Below are 18,867 nucleotides of genomic sequence, written 5' to 3' on the forward strand. Positions count from 1 at the left end.
GCGGCCCCCGCCGGAGCGCCGGTGCCGTCCATGGCAGCCGGGAGACGGAGACCGGCCCCGGCCGTGCTGCGCGCGGCCGGAACGGAGGCAGCCGTCATGCTGGAAGTGAAGACGGTCGACAAGCCGGACGAGCGGCGTGACTTCCCCCGCGGCCACCTCGAAGCGGTCCACCTCACCGGACTCGACTTCGCGGTGGGGACGTTCGAGCCGGGCTGGCGCTGGTCCGAGTCCGTGGGCCCGATCGCGGGCACCAAGAGCTGCGAGATCCATCACAACGGTTACGTCGTCCAGGGGCGGCTGCATCTCCTCATGGACGACGGCGGCGAGGGCGAAGTCGGCCCCGGCGACGTCTTCGTGTGCCCGCCGGGACACGACGCCTGGGTCGTCGGCGACGAGCAGGTGATCGTGTACGACTTCGCCGGCGCCATGGCCACGGACTACGCGAAGGCTCCGTAGCCCCTCCGGACGTACGCGCCCCGCGGCACCGCACCCGCAGGGCGCGTATGTCATGCGCGGTACGCGACCGTCATGCCCGGTAGGCGATCACTGTCATGCCCGGTACGCGACGACCTGCCCCTCCGCGTACCCGACGGCCTCCGCGTGTCCGAACAGGCCGGGCAGCCCGCCCGTGTGCACGAACACGGTCCGCTCGCCCGGCCTGATGTCACCGTCCCGGACGGCCGCGATCAGACCGGCCATCGCCCGTCCCGTGTACGTCGGGTCGAGGACGAGCCCGGCGGTGCGGGCGGCCAGCGTGAGCGCCTCGGCGGTCGGCGCGGTGAGCGTGGCGTAGCCCGCGCCGATCTGGTCGCGCCGGACCCGGAGTCCCTCCGTCGTGGTCAGACCCGCGAACTCGCTTACGGCGGCGGCCGGTTCGGGGAGTGCGCCGACGTCGACGCCGAGTACCGACGCGGCCCCGAGCGCGATCACCAGCCCCGCCATCGTGCCGCCCGAACCGAGCGCGACCACGGCGGTACGGAGACCGGGGAGCTGCCCGCGCAACTCCTCGCCGCAGTGCGCGTAGCCGCGTGCGCCGAGCGCGCTGGAACCGCCGAACGGGATCAGCGCGGGCTGGGCACCTCCCTTGCGCAGCTGCTCGCACACCTCGGCCGCCGCCCGGTCCAGTCCGGCCTGGTCCACCTCGCCCGCCCAGGCGATCCGGGCGCCGAACAGCCCGTCCAGGGCGAGGTTCCCGGAGCGGGACACGCCCGGTGATCCGCGTAGCACCAGCACCACGGCAAGGCCCAGCCGGGCTCCGGCGGCGGCCGTCAGGCGGGCGTGGTTGCTCTGCGGGGCGCCCGTCGTGACCAGGGTGTCCGCGCCCTCGGCCAGTGCAGCGCCCACGGTCCACTCCAGCTTGCGGATCTTGTTGCCGCCGCCTCCGAGGCCGGTCAGGTCGTCGCGCTTGATCCACAGGTCGTCCGGCCCGAGTCCGATCGCGGTGGCCAGCCGGGGCGCCGGTTCGACGGGGGTGGGGAAGGTGGCCAGTTCCACGCGGGGGTCGCTCATGCCGTACATCATCGCGCGCTCCGGCAGTTCATCGGCAGTCGGGCTTGCCCATAGAAACCGATCGGTTTACTGTGGTCGACATGAGGAAACCGATCGGTTTCCATCTTGCGTCGGGTGCTCCACGGCATCCCCTCACCCCGGAGATCTCCATGACCGACATCGAAGGTTCCGTCGTCCTCGTCACCGGCGGCAGCCGTGGCATCGGCCGCGCACTGGTGGAGGCCCTGTACGAGCGGGGTGCCAAGAAGGTGTACGCCACCGCCCGCGACCCGAAGACCATCACCCACCCGGACGCCGTACCGCTGGCACTGGAGGTCAGCGACCCCGCCTCCGTCGCGGCGGCGGCCGAGCAGGCCCAGGACGTCACGATCCTGATCAACAACGCGGGCGCGGCCGTGAACGCGAACTTCCTGGACTCGCCGATCGAGGACATCCGCCGCGAGTTCGAGACCAACTTCTACGGCCCGCTGCTGGTCACCCGCGCCTTCGTGCCGATCATCGAGCGCAACGGCGGCGGTCACATCCTGAACTTCCACTCCGTGCTGTCCTGGGTCGGCATCGCCGGCTCCTACAGCGCCTCCAAGGCCGCCTTCTGGTCGCAGACCAACTCCCTGCGCCTGGACCTGAAGCCGCGCGGCATCGAGGTCACCGGACTGCACGTCGGCTACGTCGACACGGACATGGCCGCACATGTCGACGGGCCCAAGTCCACTCCCGAGAGCGTGGCGGCCCAGGCCCTCGACGGCATCGAGGCCGGCGCCTTCGAGGTGCTGGCCGACGACCTCACCCGGCAGGTCAAGGCAGGCCTGTCCGCGGAAGGCGGCGCGCTCTACCCGCAGTTGACCGCCGTCTAGTTCAGATCGGCAGCAACCGCCCGACCAGCGCGCTGAGTTGCTTCGCGTTCCGGCACTCGTGCATCTCGACCAGTTCCGCGTAGCCGGGCGCGGCCGAGTCGCCGGTGCCCCACTGGGAGCGCTGCTCGGGGTTCAACCAGTAGACACGGCGGGCCCGTTGGGCGATCTGCCGGACGGCCGGAAGATTCGGGTCGCTCATGTTGGTGCGGGCGTCACCGAGCACGAACACGGTCGTGCGCGGACCGACCGCGTCGCCGTAGCGCTCGGCGAACTCGCCCAGGGCGACGCCGTAGTCGCTGCTTCCGTGCCAGCCGGTGAGGGTGGCCTCGGCGCGGATGCGGGCGCCGAGCCCCTCGGGGTCGGCGCTGCCGTGCGCGAGCAGCCCGGTCACCTCGTCGAGGCGGTTGACGAAGGCGAACACACGGACCTTGCTGAACTGGTCGTGCAGCGCCTGCACCAGCAGCATCGTGAAGTCGGAGAAGCCGGACACCGAGCCCGACACATCGCACAGCAGCACCAGTTCGGGCCGGACCGGCCGACGCCTGCGCAGCACCGGCCGCATCGGCACCCCGCCCGTGGACAGCGAACCGCGCAGGGTGCGCCGCAGATCGATCGTGCCCCGGGAAGCGCGGCGCCGACGGGCGGCGAGACGGGTGGCCAGCTTCCGGGCCAGCGGCTGAACAGCCCTGCGCAGCTCGGCCAGTTGGGCCCGGCCCGCGAACAGGAAGTCGACGCGGTCGGCCGTCGGCGCCACCGCCCGGCGGGCGATCTCGTCCCGGCCGCGCCGCTCGGCGACCCGGCGCCGCGCCTCCGCGGCGACCTGCCGCCGGAAACCCTCGATGCGCTGCCGGATCTCGTCGTCCAGCAGCCGGTCGGTGAACCCGGCGTCGCCGCCCCGCTCCCGGATGCTCGTCCGCACCCGGGCCAGCAGCGTCTGCGGGCGCAGCCACTCCAGGGTCTGGTGCGACGACCAGCCGTCCGTGGTGGGGGAGTTGCCGTAGCCGCCGAAACCGTCGACGGCCTCCGCCGCCAACTGCCCCATCAACGCCCGGTCGTTGGCGGCCAGCGCCGCCGCGAGCCGGTCGCGCAGGTCGTCCCGGCCGGTGGGCTCGCCCCGCGGTGCTCCGATGCCGCGCGGGAAGTAGAGGTCGAAGACCGGGTCGAACACCGGGCGTTGGGATGTGCCGTGCAGCAGCGTCGCGGCCAGTCCCTCACGCAGCAGCTCGCGGTCCGCGAACCCCAGCGCCTCCATCGCCAGCGCCGCGTCCACGGTCTCGCCGGTCCCGATCCGCAGACCGTGCGCGCGCAGCGCCGCGACCAGGCCCGTCAGCCGCTCGGCGACACCGGTGACCTCGGTGGCGGTCACACCGCGTCCAGGTCGAGCTTCGCCGCCGCCCTGAGGATGTCGTCCTGATGCTTGAGGAGCACGCCCAGGGTGTCCCGTACGACCGTCTCGTCGAGCGTGTCGGCGCCGAGGGCCAGGAGGGTGCGGGCCCAGTCGATGGTCTCGGCCACCGACGGCACCTTCCGCAGCTCCATCCCCCGCAGCGCCCCGACCACCCGGACCACCGACTCGGCCAGCGCCTCACTGAGCCCCGGCACCTTCAGCCGTACGATCCGGCGCTCCAACTCCTCGTCGGGGAAGCCGATATGGAGAAACAGACAACGGCGGCGCAGTGCCTCGGAGAGCTCACGGCTCGCGTTCGATGTGAGGACCACGAAGGGGCGGTGGGTCGCGGTGATGGTCCCCAACTCCGGGACGGTGACCTGGAAGTCGCTGAGCACCTCCAGCAGCAGGCCCTCCACCTCGACGTCCGCCTTGTCGGTCTCGTCGATCAGCAGGACCTTCGGGGCGTCGCCCCGGATCGCCGTAAGCAACGGACGGGGGAGCAGGAACTCCTCGCTGAAGATGTCGGTGCGGGTCTCGTCCCAGCTCTCGTCGCGGCCCGCGCTGATGCGCAGCAGCTGCTTGGCGTGGTTCCACTCGTACAGCGCGCGGGACTCGTCGACGCCCTCGTAGCACTGGAGCCGGACCAGTTCCGCCCCGGCGACCTCGGCGACGGCCTTGGCCAGCTCCGTCTTGCCGACGCCGGCCGGGCCCTCGACGAGGAGCGGCTTGCCGAGGCGGTCGGCGAGGAAGACGGTCGTGGCGACGGCGGGCGAGGCCAGATAGCCGGTCTCGGCGAGGCGCGCGGCGACTTCGTCGACGGAACGGAACACGGGGCCTCCGGCGGATCACGGGTGGTGTGTTGGTGCGCGGCATGTCCAAGCGCTTGCTCACCTTCACTGTCACCCGGGAGCGGGCCTTCGCGCAAGCGGGTACACCGATCGGTTTCCTCTTGGCTTGCGGCGCGGTAACCTCGCAGTATGGCCACGACAGACAAGGCGTCCCCCCGAGACCGGCTGCTCGACGCTGCGGCCGAGCTCTTCTACCGCGACGGCGTCTCCATCGGCGTCGAGGCGCTGTGCCGGTCCGCCGGAGTCTCGAAACGGTCGATGTACCAGCTCTTCGACAGCAAGGACCAGGTCCTCGCCGCGAGCCTGGAACGCCGTGCCCCCGGCTACGCGGCGCGGCTGATGCCCGGCCCGGACGACGCGAGCACGCCACGCGAACGCATCCTGTACGTCTTCGAGCAGGCGGAGAAGGCGTCGACCGAGCCCGCGTACATGGGCTGCCCCTTCCTTGCCGCGCTGGTCGAGCTGAAGGACCCCGAGCACCCGGCGAGCGTGGTCGCCCGCGCCGCGAAGGAGTCGTTGCAGGACGCCTTCCGTGCCCAGGCCGAGCTGGGCGGCGCACACGATCCCGCCCTGCTGGCCCGCCAGTTGATGCTGGTCTTCGACGGCGCGAGTGCCCGCGCCGGTGCCAAGGTGGAGACGCTGGAGGGGCTGACGACGGAGACCGTGACGATCCTGCTGGACGCGGCGGGCGTGAAGTAGACGTGCGGCAGGGGCAGCCACCGTAGCGACTGCCCCGAAACCGAATTCAAGAGAACCGAACCGGAACACCCCTTGTGCTCACGCCGCCAATCCCACCGACTCCACCGCCGGAGTCCGCAGCACCCGCCGTGCCGTAAGCAGACTCGTCCCCAGTGTCACCGTCGCCGCCACCGCGACGACCGCCAGCCAGATCCCGAGCCCCTGGTGCGGCAGCGCCGAGTCAGTCCGGACCATGGTGAACGGGATGATCCCCGCCAGCGCGGCCACCGTGCCGGACAGGACTCCGGTCACCGTGAGGATCGCCGTCTCGGTGCCCACCGTGCGCAGCACCTGCCCCGGAGTCGCGCCCGCCAGGCGCTGTCCGCCGAACTCCCGGGCGCGGTAAGTCGTCGCCGCGTAGAGGGAGTTGACGAGCATCACGCAGACGAAGACCGCGATGATGCCGACGACCGTGAAGTTGAGCGTCTCCAGGTTCTTCGCGTCCACCGACTTCGTCAGCCCCGAGGCCTTCACCGCGTCGCTCTCCACCGCCTGCATGTAGAGCGTCGCCGTGGACACCGCCGTGAACAGGATCAGCGACATCAGGATCCCGGCCAGCTGGTCGGCCCGCTCGCGGAGATTGCGGACGGCCAACCAGCCGCTCGCGCCCGCCAGTTCGAGGTGGTCGAGCAGCGACTTCAGCAGCCGGGGCGCCAGTAGAGCCAGTCCCACCGAGAGCAGGATCGCCCCGTAGGCCGGTGCCGCCATCAGCGCCGCGTCCGTCGCGGAGAACGCGAAGGTCGACGACACCGACGCCACACCCGCGACCAGCGCGCCGTACGCGAGCAACGTCCTTGCCCGGCCCGGCTGTTGGCGTCCGCGCGTCGCCCGTCGTACGGCCAGGAACGCGGCGCCCGCCGAGGCGAGCAGGGTGATGCCGAGGCCGGACTGGAGGGCGTAGGGACCGAAGGAGTAGTCGACGGACCGTGCCACCTGGCCGCTGTCCTGGAACACCCCGAGCAGCGCCCGTCCGCCGAGCATCGCCGGACCGACGGCGAGGACCGCGCCCAGCAGGGCGACGGCCACCGCCTCACCCACGACCATCCGCTTGAGCTGCGCCGGGGTCGCCCCCGAGCAGCGCAGCGTCTCCAACTCCCTTGTGCGTTGCCGCACGTTGACGGTCAGCGTCGAGGCCACGGCGAAAAACACCAGCAGGGTGCCGTAACCGCCGACGACACTCGCCGACGTGGACAGCGTCTCGGCGCTGACCGGGTCGATGCCGTGCTGTGCCGCCGTGTCGTGCAGCGAGTCGAACGTCATGATGATCGCCGCGCCGAGGAACGCGGCCAGCAGTGTCGCCAGGAACCGGCCCGGCCGCCGCCGGATCGAACGCATCGCCAGTACGAACATCGCTCACACCCCCACCGTCACGTCGTCGCCCAGGTGCGCCAGCCGCTCGGCGACCGCGTCGACGGTCGGCGCGTGCATCCGGCCGGCGAGCCTGCCATCCGCGAGGAACACCACCGAGTCGGCGTACGAGGCCGCGACCGGGTCGTGCGTCACCATCACCACGGTCCGCCCGTGCACCCGCACCGCCTCCCGCAACAGCAGCAGCACGTCCCGCGCGCTGCGCGTGTCCAGGGCGCCGGTCGGCTCGTCCGCGAAGATCACCCGGGGCTCGGTGACCAGCGCGCGGGCGATCGCGACCCGCTGCCGCTGACCGCCGGAGAGCTGGTCGGGGCGGTGGCCGAGCCGGTCCCCGAGACCGACCGCCGTCAGCACCTCCCGGACCCGCTCCCGGTCGACGCGCCGGCCGGCCAGCTTCAGCGGCAGCACGGTGTTCTGCGCCACGGTGAGCGTGTCGAGGAGGTTGTACTGCTGGAACACGAACCCGATCCGCCCCCGCCGGAACCTCGTCAGCTCCGCCTCGCTCCCGCCCGTCAGCTCCGCGCCGTCCACCATCACGATCCCGCTGTCCGGCCGGTCGAGCCCCGCCGCGCACTGCAACAGCGTCGACTTGCCGGACCCCGAAGGCCCCATCACCGCGGTGAACGTGCCGCGCTCCAGGCTCAGCGTGACCCCGTCCAGCGCGGTCACCGCGCTGTCGTCGTGGCCGTAGGTCCTGCTGACCTTGACCAGCCGCAGCGCCTCAGCGGCGGGTCCCTTGTCGTGCGTCCGTCGTGCGGTGCGAAACATCGCCATCACCCTCCGTGCGGCACGCCCTGTGCCTCGCCGACGACGCTACGGAGCGCGCGCAGTACGCACATTGGGCGCAGAACCCGTATCGAGGGGTGTACTCAGCGACACCCCCGGGGTCGGGTGAGCGGGACCTGGTGTGACAGGGCTGTGACCGGAGGTATGGCTTCCGCCACGGCGGTTCCGGGCCGATCTCGATCGACTCCGCGGATGCCGAGAAGCGCGTACGACACCGTCCTGGTCACGGTGGTGGGGCTCCTCGTCGGGTCCGTCATCTGGACGGTCTCAGCAGTGGCCTACGACGATCCCGCCGCCGGACGGTCGACGTCGGGCCAGATCTGCCCGGAGGAGGGCATCCGGGTCACCGCCGGACCGGTGGACCCCGCGCTGGGCCTGCGCGCCATGGACCTCACCCTGGTGAACCGCGGCACCCGCGCCTACCGCGTCGAGGGCTACCCCGAGATCCGGCTGTTCGACCGGGACCAGCAGCGCGTCACCGGCGTGACGGTGGTCCACGGCAGCGGCGGCATCGCCACGGTGACCGGATGCGACGACCCGCCGAGCCCGGTGACGCCGGCACCCGGCGAGACCGCCTCCGCCGGCCTGCTGTGGCGCAACACGGCCACCGGCCTCGACGGCTCGGCCTCCGTGCCGTGTCTGACGGTCGCGGCGCGACCCGGTTCGCCGCCGCTCCTCCTGACGCCGGCCGGCGGCCTCGACCTCGGGACCACCGGCAGACTCGGCGTCGGACCGTGGCGCACCACCGGAGGCACCCGATGATGGACCAGGGCATCCCCGTCGACCGCTTCCCACAACGCGTCCTGCGCCGCCCGCCCGGACACCGGCGGGCCGACGCCGTCGCGTGCGCGCTGCTCGTCGGCCTCGACGTCCTCTGCCGCGTCGAGGCCGTGACCGTCGCCCTGGCGATCGCCTGCCGCCTCTGGATCACGGCCGCCGCCCAACTCGTGGTCCTCACCTCTGCGGCGGTCTTCGTCGCCTCCCTCGCCACCTACTGGAACCCCTGACCGACGCCCGTACGGGTCACCAGAACGAGCCGACCCGGGGGCCCACCGGATGCAATGGTGAGGTGACCGCGCCCCCGGACGACTGCCTCGCCCGCAACGAGTGGATCTGCGGCGAGTATCTGAGCACCCGCCGCCACATCCTCCTCGACGCGGTCGGCCAGCACCTCCAGCTCACCGCGATCTCGGTGCTCATCGGCCTGGCCGTCGCCCTGCCCCTCGCGGTCGTGGCCCGCCGCTGGGGCTGGGCCGCGGGACCCGTGCTCGCCGTGACGACGATCCTCTACACGATCCCGTCCCTGGCGATGTTCTCGCTCCTGCTTCCCGTCTACGGGCTCTCGGCCACCCTCGTCGTCGCCGGACTGGTCCTCTACTCCCTTACCCTGCTCGTCCGCAACATCCTCGCGGGCCTGCGCGCCGTACCCGAGGAGACCCGACAGGCCGCACGCGGCATGGGCTACGGCCCGATCCGCCTCCTCCTCACCGTGGAACTGCCCCTCGCCCTCCCCGCCGCGATGGCCGGCCTGCGCATCGCCACCGTCTCGGCGGTCTCGCTGGTCACGGTCGGCGCGATCGTCGGCTTCGGCGGACTCGGCAACCTCATCTACGCGGGCATGAACACCTACTTCAAGGCACAGGTGCTCACCGCGTCCGTGCTGTGCGTGGTGATCGCGATCGTCGCCGACCTGCTCCTGCTGCTCGTGCAACGGCTCATCACCCCCTGGACGAGGGCGGTGCGCGGATGAACACCCTGACCGACGCCTGGCACTGGCTCACCGACTCCGCCCACTGGTCGGGCGACGACGGCATCTGGCACCGGCTCGCGCAACACCTCGTCCTCACGGTCGTCTGCCTGGTCATCAGCTGCCTGATCGCGCTCCCGGTCGCCCTCGTCCTCGGCCACCTCGGCAAGGGCGGCGCGCTCGCCGTCAACATCTCCAACATCGGCCGCGCGGTGCCCACCTTCGCCGTCCTGGTCCTGCTGCTCCTCACCCCGATCGGCGACTGGGGCGAGGGACCGACGGTCGTCGCCCTCGTCCTGTTCGCCGTACCGCCGCTGCTCACCAACGCGTACGTCGGCATGCGCGAGGTCGACCGCGATGTGGTGCGGGCCGCGCGCGGCATGGGGATGACAGGCCGTCAGATGCTGTTCCGCGTCGAACTTCCGCTCTCGCTGCCGCTGTTGATGAACGGCGTACGGATCGCCGCCGTCCAACTCGTCGCGACCGCCACCATCGCCGCACTGGCGGGCGGCGGCGGACTCGGCCGCATCATCACCGCCGGCTTCAACCTCGCCAACACCGCGCAGGTGGTCGCCGGAGCCGTCCTCGTCGCCGTGTTCGCACTGCTCGTCGAGGGCGTCTTCGAGGTCGCCGAGCGACTGTCGCCCCGCTGGGCGAGGGGAGCGCGATGAGGCGGCACACGGTCGCGGCCGTACTGCTCCTGGCGGCCACCGGCTGCTCGACCGGACCCTCCCTGGAGAACCAGAGCGCCGTCACCGCACCACCCGGCGACAGTCACCACCTCACCATCGGCTCGGCCGGATTCACCGAGAGCGACCTGCTCGCCCAGATGTACTCGCTGCTCCTGAAGCAGGCCGGATACAAGACGTCCCTGCTCACCGTCGCCAACCGCGAACTCTACGAACCCGCCCTGGAATCAGGGCAGATCGACGTCGTACCCGAGTACGCGGCCACCTTCGCCGACTGGCTCAACGCCAAGACCAACGGACCCGACGCCCCGGCCGTCGGCTCACCCGACCTCGTCACCACCATGAAGGCACTGCGCCGACTCGCCACACCCCGGGGCCTCACGGTCCTCGACCCCGGGAAGGCCGTCGACCAGAACGCCTTCGCCGTGGCCCGCTCCTACGCCCGCGAGCACCACCTCAAGACCCTCAGTGACCTCGGCGCCTCGGGACTCGAGGTGCGGCTCGCGGCGGGCGACGAATGCGTCCAACGGCCGTACTGTGAACCGGGGTTGAAGAAGACCTACGGCATCGACATCACCGCTGTCGACCCGAAGGGCGTCGGCACGACCCAGGCCAAGAGCGCGGTGCGGAGCGGTCAGGACCAGATGGTGCTGACCACGACCACCGACGCCACCCTCGACGACTTCGGCCTCGTCCTCCTCGCCGACGACAAGCACCTCCAGAACGCCGACTACGTCGTCCCGGTCGTCAACCGCTCCCGTGCGGGGAGTCCCGGAGTGACCAAGGCGCTGGGGAAGCTCAACGACGTCCTCACCACGGCCGACCTGGCATCGATGAATCAACAGGTCGACAGCTGGCGGCGGTTGGCGCAGGACGTGGCTCGGACGTATCTGAAGGACAAGGGTCTGTTGAGGTGAGGTTCGGGCCGTTGTCAGTGGCGGGTTGTAGCTTTCGGGCATGGGCGTATACCTGGTTGATGTCGGTGCGGAGGAATGGCTGAGTGAGGACATCGGGGAAGGGGGGATGGGCGCGATCGCCAAGGGGCTCGACGCGGAACTGGTCCGGCGCGGGCTGCCGCCGTACACGGCCGTGCCCGAGCGGGACTCCGGGTCGGCGTTCGAGGAGAAGCTGAGCCCGTCCATGTTCGGGTTCGACGCCCTGTGCCGCAGCCAACTGACGTCGGCGGAGCGTGACTTGATCGGCGACTGGTCGGTGCTGGTGCCGGTCTCGCTCGACGAGGAGATACGGCTGCCGATCAGCTCCGCGTACACGGACGAGACGGTGATCGCGGGCGCACCGCAGATCCTCGCCCTCGCCGAGCGGCTGGCCGCGGCCCTGGAACTGCCCGTCGAGATACCGGAGGTGACCGAAAACCTCGCGCTCACGTTCTGGTTCCTGGAGGGCGAGGCGGAGGAGTTCGCCGCCGCCCGGCCGGGGCGGTGGGCCGAGGACCTGGACACCGCCTTCTACGTGGCCCTGTACCTGCGCGCGGCCCAGCACTCCCTGCGGCGAGGCTGCCCCCTCACCTTCAGCTGAGCCGCCGGGCGACCCTCACGCGTCCGCCACCGAGTCGAAGTCCACCTGCCCGCGCGGCACTCCGAGGGCATCCGCGTCCACGGACCGCCGCAACGCCTCGTGCAGCTTCGCCGGAGTGAGGACACCGAGGAAGCGCGCACCGTCCAGCACGGCGACCCACCCGGCGTCGTGCTGGAGCATCACACCGAACGCCTGCTTCAGCGGGGCGCCCACCGGCACCCACGCGTTCATCCGGTGCGCGCGTTCCCCGACCGTGCCGCCGGCCGTCAGCTCGTCGGCCTTGACCCACCCCTGTAGTTCACCCCGCGCGTCGAGGACCACGGCCCACCGCGCGCCGTCGACCCGCAGCCGCTCGGCCGCCGACTGCGCGGGCTCGTCCACCCGGGCGACCGGCGGCTGCTCCAGGTCGTCGGGCTCGATCGCGGTGACCGACAGCCGTTTCAGACCCCGGTCCGCGCCGACGAACGACGCGACGTACGGCGTCGCCGGCTTGCCGAGCACCGCACCCGGGGTGTCGTACTGCTCGATCCGCCCCTGCCCGTACACGGCGATACGGTCACCGAGCCGTACCGCCTCCTCGATGTCGTGCGTCACCAGCAGCACCGTCTTGCGCACAGTGGCCTGCATCCGCAGGAACTCGTCCTGCAACTGCTCCCGCACCACGGGGTCGACGGCACCGAACGGCTCGTCCATCAGCAGCACCGGCGGATCGGCGGCCAGCGCCCGCGCCACCCCGACCCGCTGCCGCTGCCCGCCCGACAACTGCTCCGGATAGCGTGATCCGTAGGTCTTCGGGTCGAGCCCCACCAGATCGAGCAGTTCGGCGGCCCGCGCCCGCGCCTTGGCCCGCTTCCAGCCGACCAGGGACGGCACGGTCGCCGTGTTGTCGAGCACCGTGCGGTGCGGGAAGAGGCCCACCTGCTGGATGACGTATCCGATACGGCGGCGCAGCTGCACCGGGTCGACGGAGGCGATGTCCTCGCCGTTCACGAGGATCCGGCCGGAGGTCGGCTCGATCAGCCGGTTGACCATCATCATGGTCGTCGTCTTGCCGCAGCCGGACGGGCCCACGAGCGTGACGAGTTCACCCTCGGACACCTCGAAGGAGAGCCCGTCCACGGCCGTCGTACCGTCCGGATACCGCTTGCTGACCTGCTCGAACCGGATCATGACCTCACGCTAACGGCGCCGGTCCGACACCGCCCATCAGCGGGGGCCTACTGGCTGGTGAGGTCCTCGTTCCGGTTTTGAAATGTTTCAAATTCTGTGCTGTCCAGGAGGTGGACACACATCTATAACCCCACTATTTTCGACCAACGAGCCGACTGAACCGATACAACTCCACCGCTCGGCGGGCCGAAGGGACAGGGCATGAACGACGGAGTCGCCGTTTCCGGCACCACGGTGTCGGGCCTCACGGTGGAGCACCGCACCGACCCGCTCGGCGTGGACGCGGAGCACCCGAGGTTCGGGTGGCGCACGACGTCCGACGCGCGTGGCCGCCGCCAGACCGCCTACCGCATCCAGGTCGCCTCCTCACCCGCGCAGCCGACCGACGACCGGGCCGACGTCTGGGACACCGGTCGCGTCGACTCGGCGGACTCGGTCGCGATCCGCTACGCGGGTCCCGAACTCCACCCTTCGACCCGCTACCACTGGACGGTGACGGTGTGGGACGAGAACGGCGGGGCCACCTCCGCCACCGCCCACTTCGAGACCGGTCTTCTCAGCACCGACGGAGTCACCGGCTGGGACGGCGCGCGGTGGATCGGCATGGCCGGCAAGCGCCCGAACAGCGCGGGCGCGCCCCTCCTGCGCCGCCAGACCGCGCTGACCGGCGAGCGGGTGAGCGAGGCCCGGCTGTATGTGTCCGCACTCGGTGTGTACGAGGCCCATGTCAACGGCCGACGGGTCGCGGTGCCGCACGGCGACGGCACGACCGACGAACTCCTGACCCCCGGCTGGACCAACTACGAGACCACGGTCGACTACTTCACCTACGACGTCACCGACCTGCTGACGGACCCGTCACAGGACCCGTCGCGCGACCCGTCGCAGGTCACCCTCGCTGCCGTGCTCGGCAACGGCTGGTACAACAGCCGCATCTCCGAGGGCAGCCCCTACTACGCGGTCGACGGCAACTCCCTTGCCCTGAAGGCGAAACTGCTCATCCGCTACGCCGACGGCTCGACCCAGACGATCGTCACCGCACCCGACGAGGACTGGCGAGCCACCGACACCGGCCCCTACCGCGCCGACGACATCTACGACGGCCAGACCTACGACGCCCGCCAGGAACTCCCGGGCTGGACGGCCAACGGCTACGACACCAGCACCTGGTCCGCCGTCGAGGAGGTCAACTACCCCTTCCCCGAAGCCCGGTTGGTGGCCCATTCCGGTGAGAGCGCCCGCCTGGTGCCGAGTTGGGACCGCGAGCCGTGCTCGGTCACCGTCTGCACCGGTGTGACCGACCAGGAGGGCAGCGCGAACGGCAGGGGCCGGATCGTCGTCGACCCCGCCCGCACGGTCACCGACCCCGCCCTGGCGGCGACCGCCTCCGTCACCCTGCGCCCCGGCGACACCGCCGTCATCGACCTCGGCCAGAACCTCGTCGGCGTGCCCCGCTACACCGTGCGCGGCCCGGCGGGCGCCCAAGTCGTCTGCGCACCGGGGGAGTTCCTCAACGACGACAGCGCGGGCGCCGACGGACCAATCGGCTCCGTCTACCGCGCCAACCTGCGCACCGCCCGCGCCACCAGCACCTACATCCTCAGGGGCGACCCGGCCGGCGAGACCCACCAGGACTCGCTGACCTTCTACGGCTTCCGCTACGTCTCGGTCACCACGACCGACACGGTCACCCTCACCGGACTCACGGGCCGGGTCGCCACCTCCGCCCTCCGTGACATCGGCACGGTCACCACCGACGACACCGACGTCAACCAGCTGATCAGCAACGTCCGTTGGGGCCAGCGCGGCAACTACCTCTGGATCCCCACCGACTGCCCCCAGCGCGACGAACGCCTCGGCTGGACCGGCGACACCCAGCTCTTCGCCAACACCGGCCTCTACAACGCCGATTCGGTCACCTTCCTCAGCCACTTCCAGGACACCCTGATCGACTCACAGCGCCGCTACGGCGCGGACGGCGCCCAGTTCCCGTGGGTCGCCCCCAGCCACCGCTTCAGCTATCCGGTTCCGGCGAGCGGCTGGGCGGACTGCGGAGTGATCGTGCCGTGGACGGTGTGGCAGATGACCGGCGACACCACGATCATCGACCGCAGTTGGGCGGCGATGACCACGTACGTCGACTGGATTCGCGAGCACACCGGCTACGACTACGCCGGCCGGGGCGCGGTCTTCGGGGACTGGCTCGCCTTCCAGATCACCAGCACCCAGCTCATCAGCGACGCCTACTACGGCTACAGCGCCCGCCTGATGGCCGACATGGCCCACGCCACCGGCCGCACCGCCGAAGCCGCCGCCCACGAGGAACTCTTCACTCGCGTCAAGCGCGCCTTCATCACCAAGTACCTTGCCACCAACCCCGGTTCGGGCCGCATCACCGTCCGCTCCAGCCTCGGCGAACCACCGCCGTACACACCCGGCAACAGCGCGGGCAAGACCGAGGACGACACCCAGACCGCCCTGCTCTGGACCCTCAAACTCGGCTTCTACGACACGGAGGAGCAGCGCCGCCAACTGGTCGCCCTGCTAGCCGACAACATCGGCAACAGCGAGGCCTACAAGGCGGCCCACCCCGACAGCACCCGCGTCCAGTACGCCGAGAACACCCTCTCCGTGGGCTTCCTCGGCGTGAACGTCATCGCGCCCGTCCTCACCGACGAGGGCCGCGTCGACCTGGCGTACCGCCTCCTCCACCAGAACGCGATGCCGTCCTGGCTCTACTCGGTGGCGAACGGCGCCACCACCGTCTGGGAGCGCTGGAACTCGTACTCCAAGGAGGACGGCTTCGGCCCGGTCGACATGAACTCCTTCAACCACTACTCCTACGGCGCGATCGTGGAGTGGATGTACGAGAGCATGGCCGGCATCGCCAAGGACCCGGCCCACCCGGGCTTCCGCCACTTCTTCCTCCGGCCGCACCTCGACCCCACGGGGAGGATCACCCGGGTGACCGGATCGCACCTCTCGCCCTACGGCGAGATCGTCAGCGAATGGGCAGTGAGGGAAAGGGAGTTGACGTACAGGGTGGCCGTCCCCGCCAACAGCACGGCGACCCTGCGTATCCCCACCGCCGACCCGGCCACCGTCCGCGAGCACGGGACACCCCTGTCGGAGACACCGGGCGTCGAGTTCCTCGGCTTCACGGACGGCACCGCCTCCTTCGAACTCCCCTCAGGGCGCTACGAGTTGACCTCCGCGCTCGCCTGATCGCGCACGAGCACCACCTCCAGGGTGCGCGGACCATGCACCCCCTCGACGCGGTCCAACTCGATGTCACTGGTCGCCGACGGACCGGAGATCCACGTCAACGGGCGGGTGGGGTCCAGGCGTTGGAGAGCTTGGGGCACCGAGGAAACGACCTGCTCCGGCACCCGTACGACACAGATGTGATGGTCGGGGACGAGCGTGATCCGACGGCGGCCCTGGTCCGGGCCGCCGTCCAGGACGATGGTGCCGGTCTCGGCGGCGGCCACCGCGCACGCCGTGACCACACTGTCGACCCGGTCCAACTCGTACGGGGTGTTCTCGGCCCGGTCCGCGATCCGCTCGACGTCGGCCGCCGCGAGCCAGGAGGGCTCCAGACCCGGCGGTACGACGACCGTCCTGGAACCCCGGCCGGCGAGCAACCCGGCGATCGTGGCGCCGAGTTCGGCCTCCGTGCACCGGTGCACGAGGGCCCGATAGTCGGCCAGGTTCTCGGCCAACAAGTCAACCGTCTCCTCGACGGTCCGCTCCCCGTGCTCCCGCAGATAGTCCCGCCGAACCGCCTGCTCGTACGGCGTGTCGTCCTCGGGCACATCCGCGAGCGCGCGCTGCACGCGGCCCAGGATCCGTTCCCTGCTGCTCACTTGGCACCGTCCTTTCCACCGTGCGTGCGCTGCCACCAGTCGCGGAACGGCTCCGCGGGCACGGCCGGCAGCTCCCGGGTACCGCTCCACGCCTTGCCGGGGCCGGGAAGTGACCGGGGATGGAAACGGCGGGTGCGGGAGGCCAGCCGCTGACCGGCGCGCAGGGCGCCCGGGCGCGCGAACGTCCAGCGCGCCGCCCGCATGGCTGCCCGCTCAGCGGCATGCCCCTTCGCGGGGCGCAGGACCACCTTGTTGCCCTCACGGGTCACCGGCCCGCCCTCCACCACCCTCTCCCGCAGATGCACCAGCACCTCGGGGATGTCGATGGCGACCGGGCACACCTCGTAGCAGGCTCCGCACAGCGACGAGGCGTACGGCAGCGAGGCGTCGATCTCGCTTGCCGTGCCCCGGAGTTGGGGGCTGAGGATCGCGCCGATCGGGCCCGGGTAGACCGAACCGTAGGCATGGCCGCCGGCCCGCTCGTACACCGGGCAGACGTTGAGACAGGCCGAGCACCGGATACAGCGCAGGGCCTGGCGGCCGACCTCGTCGGCGAGGGTGTCGCTGCGGCCGTTGTCGAGCAGGACCAGATGGAAGACGCGCGGGCCGTCGCCTTCGGTCGTCCCCGTCCACGTGCTGGTGTACGGGTTCATGCGCTCGGCGGTCGAGGAGCGCGGGAGGGTCTGAAGGAACACCTCCAGGTCCTGCCAGGTGGGCACGATCTTCTCGATGCCCACGACCGAGATCAGCGTCTCGGGGAGGGTGAGGCACATCCGGCCGTTGCCCTCGGACTCGACGACGACGAGCGTGCCGGTGTCGGCGACCATGAAGTTGGCGCCGGAGACACCGACCTTGGCGCGCAGGAACTTCTCGCGGAGGTGCAGGCGGGCGGCCTCGGCGAGTTCCGCGGGCGTGTCCGTCAGACCCTCCGGTGCGGGGCGGCCCCACTCGCTCATCTCGCGGGTGAAGATCTCCCGGATCTCGCCGCGGTTGCGGTGGATCGCGGGGACCAGGATGTGCGAGGGCCGGTCCTTGCCCAACTGGACGATCAACTCGGCGAGATCGGTCTCATAGGCGCGGATGCCTTCCGCCTCCAAGGCCTCGTTGAGCCCGATCTCCTGCGTGGCCATCGACTTGACCTTGACGACCTCCGACTCGCCCGTCTCCTGCACCAGTTGGACGACGATCCGGTTGGCCTCCGCCGCGTCGGCGGCCCAGTGGACGACGCCCCCGGCCGCCGTCACCGACTCCTCCAACCGCACCAGATAGCGGTCGAGATGGCGGAGCGTGTGGTCCTTGATCTGCTTGCCGGCCTCGCGCAGTTCGGCCCAGTCCGACACCTCGGCGACGGCCTTGGCGCGTTTGGCGCGGATCGTGTGGGTGGCGTGCCGCAGATTTCCGCGCAGGGTCTGGTTGTTGACCGCCTCGTGCGCGGCCACAGGGAAGGCCGGGAACGCCGGGTGGGCGGGCGGGGGAAACGCAGGCATACCGACGAACGTGCCGCTCATGAGCGTGAGTCCTCTTCGCTGGAGGCTTCCGTGGCGGCCAGGATCTCGGCGATGTGCACGGGCCGCATATCGGTGTGGAGCCGGGCCATCGTGCCCCCGATGTGCATCAGACAGGAGTTGTCCGCGGCGCACAGCACGTCGGCGCCCGTCGACCGGGCGTTGCGCACCTTGTCGGCGCCCATCGCCGCCGAGACATCGGCGTTCTTCACGGCGAACGTCCCGCCGAAGCCGCAGCACTCGTCGGCTCCGGGCAGTTCGACCAACTCCAGCCCCTTGACGGCCTGGAGGAGCCTGAGCGGCCGGTCACCGAGTCCCAGACTGCGCAGCCCGTGGCAGGTGGGGTGATAGGTCACCTTGTGCGGGTAGCAGGCGCCCACATCCGTCACCCCGAGCACGTCCACGAGGAACTCGGTCAGTTCGTACGTCTTCGGCACGACCGGCGCCAGCGTGGCCGCGAGGGTGTCACCGCGCCCCTCCGCCCGGGCCCTTTCCCCCATCCGGGGATACAGTTCCCGCACCATCGCCCCGCACGACCCGGACGGCGTGACGATCGCCTCGTACTCCCCGAAGACATCGGAGAAATGCCGGGCGAGCGGTTCGGCCTCGTGGCGGTAACCGGTGTTGTAGTGCGCCTGTCCGCAGCAGGTCTGCGCCATCGGGAAGTCGACCTCGACGCCCAGTCTGGTCAGCAGTTTCACCACGGCGCGCCCGGTGTCCGGATACAGCGTGTCGTTGACGCAAGTCAGGAACAGGGCGACACGCATCGCGGCTCCTTAGTGGTCGATCATCGGATGGATGCAGCGTAGTCGGAGGTCACCGTCTGGGGGAGCCCCCGGCTCGGCGCGCACGGCGAGCCGG

Annotated in this window: 19 protein-coding genes; 10 read left to right on the forward strand and 9 right to left on the reverse strand. The window is 70.9% G+C overall.

The window, feature by feature from the left end:
* Positions 1–96 precede the first annotated feature (96 nt).
* Positions 97–456 (forward strand): cupin domain-containing protein, encoded by a 360-nt coding sequence (locus ACWIHT_RS28720; RefSeq protein WP_456171330.1) that lies wholly within the window; start codon positions 97–99, stop codon positions 454–456.
* A gap of 93 nt (positions 457–549) precedes the next feature.
* Here ACWIHT_RS28720 and ACWIHT_RS28725 read toward each other — a convergent pair whose 3' ends face one another.
* On the reverse strand, positions 550–1,509 hold the full coding sequence (locus ACWIHT_RS28725; protein ID WP_456171185.1) for a D-cysteine desulfhydrase family protein: 960 nt from the start codon (positions 1,507–1,509) through the stop codon (positions 550–552).
* Between the two features lie 149 nt (positions 1,510–1,658).
* On the opposite strand from ACWIHT_RS28725, the gene ACWIHT_RS28730 reads away from it, so the two are divergent.
* Positions 1,659–2,363 carry an SDR family oxidoreductase gene (locus ACWIHT_RS28730; RefSeq protein WP_456171186.1) on the forward strand — a complete coding sequence of 235 codons (705 nt, stop codon included), beginning with the start codon at positions 1,659–1,661 and terminating at the stop codon, positions 2,361–2,363.
* Between the two features lies 1 nt (position 2,364).
* On the opposite strand, the gene ACWIHT_RS28735 is transcribed toward ACWIHT_RS28730, so the two are convergent.
* Positions 2,365–3,729 carry a vWA domain-containing protein gene (locus tag ACWIHT_RS28735; protein ID WP_456171187.1) on the reverse strand — a complete coding sequence of 455 codons (1,365 nt, stop codon included), beginning with the start codon at positions 3,727–3,729 and terminating at the stop codon, positions 2,365–2,367.
* Positions 3,726–4,583, reverse strand: a complete 858-nt coding sequence (locus ACWIHT_RS28740; RefSeq protein ID WP_456171188.1) for an AAA family ATPase — start codon at positions 4,581–4,583, stop codon at positions 3,726–3,728. Before ACWIHT_RS28740 ends, ACWIHT_RS28735 begins: the two co-directional genes overlap by 4 nt.
* Before the next feature lie 147 nt (positions 4,584–4,730).
* Between ACWIHT_RS28740 and ACWIHT_RS28745 the strand changes: the two genes are divergently transcribed.
* Positions 4,731–5,300, forward strand: coding sequence for a TetR/AcrR family transcriptional regulator (locus ACWIHT_RS28745; RefSeq protein WP_456171189.1), 570 nt, complete (start codon positions 4,731–4,733; stop codon positions 5,298–5,300).
* 78 nt (positions 5,301–5,378) lie between these two features.
* Here ACWIHT_RS28745 and ACWIHT_RS28750 read toward each other — a convergent pair whose 3' ends face one another.
* Together ACWIHT_RS28750 and ACWIHT_RS28755 are read right to left on the reverse strand one after the other, a co-directional pair.
* Positions 5,379–6,689: an FtsX-like permease family protein gene (locus ACWIHT_RS28750; protein WP_456171190.1), complete on the reverse strand. Its 1,311-nt coding sequence runs from the start codon at positions 6,687–6,689 to the stop codon at positions 5,379–5,381.
* A gap of 3 nt (positions 6,690–6,692) precedes the next feature.
* On the reverse strand, positions 6,693–7,475 hold the full coding sequence (locus tag ACWIHT_RS28755) for an ABC transporter ATP-binding protein (RefSeq protein ID WP_456171191.1): 783 nt from the start codon (positions 7,473–7,475) through the stop codon (positions 6,693–6,695).
* A 210-nt stretch (positions 7,476–7,685) separates the two neighbouring features.
* Between ACWIHT_RS28755 and ACWIHT_RS28760 the strand changes: the two genes are divergently transcribed.
* The 6 genes from ACWIHT_RS28760 (at position 7,686) to ACWIHT_RS28785 (ending at position 11,465) form a co-directional block, all read left to right on the forward strand.
* The gene (locus ACWIHT_RS28760) at positions 7,686–8,255 is read left to right on the forward strand and encodes a DUF4232 domain-containing protein (protein WP_456171192.1); all 570 of its coding nucleotides are present in this window, start codon (positions 7,686–7,688) and stop codon (positions 8,253–8,255) included.
* Complete coding sequence (locus ACWIHT_RS28765; protein WP_456171193.1) at positions 8,252–8,500, forward strand: hypothetical protein; 249 nt, start codon at positions 8,252–8,254, stop codon at positions 8,498–8,500. Before ACWIHT_RS28760 ends, ACWIHT_RS28765 begins: the two co-directional genes overlap by 4 nt.
* A 62-nt stretch (positions 8,501–8,562) precedes the next feature.
* Complete coding sequence (locus ACWIHT_RS28770; RefSeq protein ID WP_019068454.1) at positions 8,563–9,243, forward strand: ABC transporter permease; 681 nt, start codon at positions 8,563–8,565, stop codon at positions 9,241–9,243.
* The gene (locus ACWIHT_RS28775; protein ID WP_200710105.1) at positions 9,240–9,911 is read left to right on the forward strand and encodes an ABC transporter permease; all 672 of its coding nucleotides are present in this window, start codon (positions 9,240–9,242) and stop codon (positions 9,909–9,911) included. The genes ACWIHT_RS28770 and ACWIHT_RS28775 overlap by 4 nt, the downstream gene beginning before the upstream one ends.
* Positions 9,908–10,846, forward strand: coding sequence for an ABC transporter substrate-binding protein (locus ACWIHT_RS28780; RefSeq protein ID WP_456171194.1), 939 nt, complete (start codon positions 9,908–9,910; stop codon positions 10,844–10,846). The genes ACWIHT_RS28775 and ACWIHT_RS28780 overlap by 4 nt, the downstream gene beginning before the upstream one ends.
* A 40-nt stretch (positions 10,847–10,886) precedes the next feature.
* Entirely contained in the window at positions 10,887–11,465 is a 579-nt protein-coding gene (locus ACWIHT_RS28785; protein ID WP_456171195.1) for a hypothetical protein, read from the forward strand.
* 15 nt (positions 11,466–11,480) lie between these two features.
* On the opposite strand, the gene ACWIHT_RS28790 is transcribed toward ACWIHT_RS28785, so the two are convergent.
* On the reverse strand, positions 11,481–12,635 hold the full coding sequence (locus ACWIHT_RS28790) for an ABC transporter ATP-binding protein (protein ID WP_456171196.1): 1,155 nt from the start codon (positions 12,633–12,635) through the stop codon (positions 11,481–11,483).
* A gap of 201 nt (positions 12,636–12,836) precedes the next feature.
* Here ACWIHT_RS28790 and ACWIHT_RS28795 point away from each other — a divergent pair, with 201 nt between their 5' ends.
* Complete coding sequence (locus ACWIHT_RS28795; RefSeq protein ID WP_456171197.1) at positions 12,837–15,860, forward strand: family 78 glycoside hydrolase catalytic domain; 3,024 nt, start codon at positions 12,837–12,839, stop codon at positions 15,858–15,860.
* On the opposite strand, the gene ACWIHT_RS28800 is transcribed toward ACWIHT_RS28795, so the two are convergent.
* From ACWIHT_RS28800 to ACWIHT_RS28810, 3 genes are read right to left on the reverse strand one after another with little or no spacing between them, the layout of a single operon-like run.
* Entirely contained in the window at positions 15,833–16,501 is a 669-nt protein-coding gene (locus tag ACWIHT_RS28800) for a LutC/YkgG family protein (protein WP_456171198.1), read from the reverse strand. The two genes, ACWIHT_RS28795 and ACWIHT_RS28800, sit on opposite strands and share 28 nt — an antisense overlap.
* Positions 16,498–18,009 carry a LutB/LldF family L-lactate oxidation iron-sulfur protein gene (locus ACWIHT_RS28805; protein WP_456171199.1) on the reverse strand — a complete coding sequence of 504 codons (1,512 nt, stop codon included), beginning with the start codon at positions 18,007–18,009 and terminating at the stop codon, positions 16,498–16,500. Before ACWIHT_RS28805 ends, ACWIHT_RS28800 begins: the two co-directional genes overlap by 4 nt.
* Positions 18,006–18,773, reverse strand: coding sequence for a (Fe-S)-binding protein (locus ACWIHT_RS28810; protein ID WP_456171200.1), 768 nt, complete (start codon positions 18,771–18,773; stop codon positions 18,006–18,008). The genes ACWIHT_RS28805 and ACWIHT_RS28810 overlap by 4 nt, the downstream gene beginning before the upstream one ends.
* Between the last annotated feature and the right edge of the window lie 94 nt (positions 18,774–18,867).

Source organism: Streptomyces sp. NPDC002276, from assembly GCF_053891435.1.